Below are 1,911 nucleotides of genomic sequence, written 5' to 3' on the forward strand. Positions count from 1 at the left end.
CCGCGCTGCTTGAGGGACTTGTTATAAGAGGGCCAGTTGGTGATTTTAAAATTTTGTTTTGCCATGGAGACCTGATTTTGAAACAACTGTGGTGATCTGCTCCGATGATTACCCAAAAGTTCTATTTATTCAACAAAGCCGCGTCAACCCGCAGGTGCTTAAATAGCCTGTTACGCGCCAACCCGGTTCTGTTGGCGCGCTTATTACCCTTTAAGGTACTGTTTCACCGAGCCCACGGCCCGGCAGTGTCTTGCAAAAGTTACCGTTGACTGGCGGTGCCGCCGTCGGGAAAACATCATCAGGCGTCACGTATACCCGGCTGGTCGCGACAAAGCCGTCCTTGAACGTCGCTTCCACAAAGGTCGCCTGCCAGCCAGTATGCTGTGAATTCAACGCCAGGTTTACCGGCCCGTTACTGGGAAGCGTCACCGTGGTGCCCTGGTAGTGAACATCACAGGCATAGCGGAAATCCCGTGCTTCAGGGTTATTTGCCGTCCAGCGTTTCACTGTGACAGGTTTTTCAGAAAAAGTGACACTCAGCGCATCGTCTTTGAGTATGGCAGTGAGTTGCGGCAACGGCTTATTTTTCAGAAACCGATTTACAAAGGTAATCAAGGTGCGCTCAACGTATTTTAAAATACCGTTATGGTTGGTATTGGGAACCACACGCAGAGATTTCTCTCCCGGCAGCGCGTCATAATAAAAGCGTGCGTTATCAGTGGCATAAAAATCATCACCGCTGGCATTGACGATATATTTTGCTTTATTGAATTGTGCAGACTGGCCCGCGGCTAAATATTGCATTGGATCTTCAATTTTCATTAACGCCTGAAATTCCGGGGTATTGATGGTCTTGTCTACGCCCTGCTGATAGTAGGGATAAAAAGCGATGGGCCAATTGCCACCGTAAGAGCGATACATATGCGTTAGCGCAGTGCGCGTATCCAGCAGGTCGATAACAAACGGCACGACAGCATCAACATCAGGATCAGTAATAAAGGTCAACCAGGATGTCCAACCCCGTTTGGATGCGCCTGTCACAATAAACCGAGTAATACCCTGTGCTTTTAATTCTTGCTTCGCCACTCTAATCGCCTGTGACACCGCAGTCGCCATAGGAATATGCACGGAAGCCCGCGTTCTTAGCGACGGATTATCCATGAATAATGACCAACTGCGTGCAACATTATCATCCTCTTTCAACGGCTTATTATCCGCACCGTAAGTAAGATATTGATTCGGTATATTGCTTACAGAGATAACAACCGCTTTGGTTGTGCGGGCAATAGAGGCCAGCATATCCGGGCTGAATTCGTTATGCACATTGGCTTTGATAATACCGTTTGGGTAATTGATGTCGTTGTTAACAACCATCAGCGCATGCTGTGATTTAACCGGGTGGGCAGGGAGATAGATATCAACGTTGTGTTGCCATTGCGCAGGTTGCACCAATCCTCCGGGTGACCAGGATTGAGAAATCATGCGGTATTTCTTCACTCTGACGTCAGCCTTAATATCATCACCCTCGTAATGATAATCCATCGGCATCGCCGCCAAATCTTCACGATAACACGAGATGACCCGCGTTAAATCGGTGTCCTTATCATCATGGCATCCCATTTCCAATGCTTTGGCTTGAGATAAAAACCCCATAAAAAATAAGAAAAAAATAAATGTGAGGTTATCAATCTTCATTTATTGTCCTTATGGTCATGTATTCAATATGTTGATTGCAGTGTGAAATATCCGGTTTTTGATGTGGAATACAGTTGCTAAAGTTGATGTAAGATGCCCGTTTTGTGAACAGACATCTCCTGTGAAAAAACACGGTTATGGCAAAAGTGACCATCAGCGTTACCGTCGTCAGTCATGCAAACACGGATGGCTACAGGGCTTACAACGACGAACTTC

At 46.7% G+C, this 1,911-nt stretch carries 2 protein-coding genes; one reads left to right on the forward strand and one right to left on the reverse strand.

Annotation, left to right across the window (positions count from 1 at the left end):
* Positions 1-210: 210 nt before the first annotated feature.
* Entirely contained in the window at positions 211-1,653 is a 1,443-nt protein-coding gene (locus tag QZ506_RS03990) for a PhoPQ-activated protein PqaA family protein (protein ID WP_291969240.1), read from the reverse strand.
* 103 nt (positions 1,654-1,756) lie between these two features.
* Here QZ506_RS03990 and QZ506_RS03995 point away from each other — a divergent pair.
* On the forward strand, positions 1,757-1,911 hold a 155-nt coding region (locus QZ506_RS03995), incomplete at its 3' end, for an IS1 family transposase (protein ID WP_367272965.1).

The sequence above is a fragment of the Candidatus Symbiopectobacterium sp. genome, from assembly GCF_020054415.1.
In the GTDB taxonomy this organism is placed as follows: domain Bacteria; phylum Pseudomonadota; class Gammaproteobacteria; order Enterobacterales; family Enterobacteriaceae; genus Symbiopectobacterium.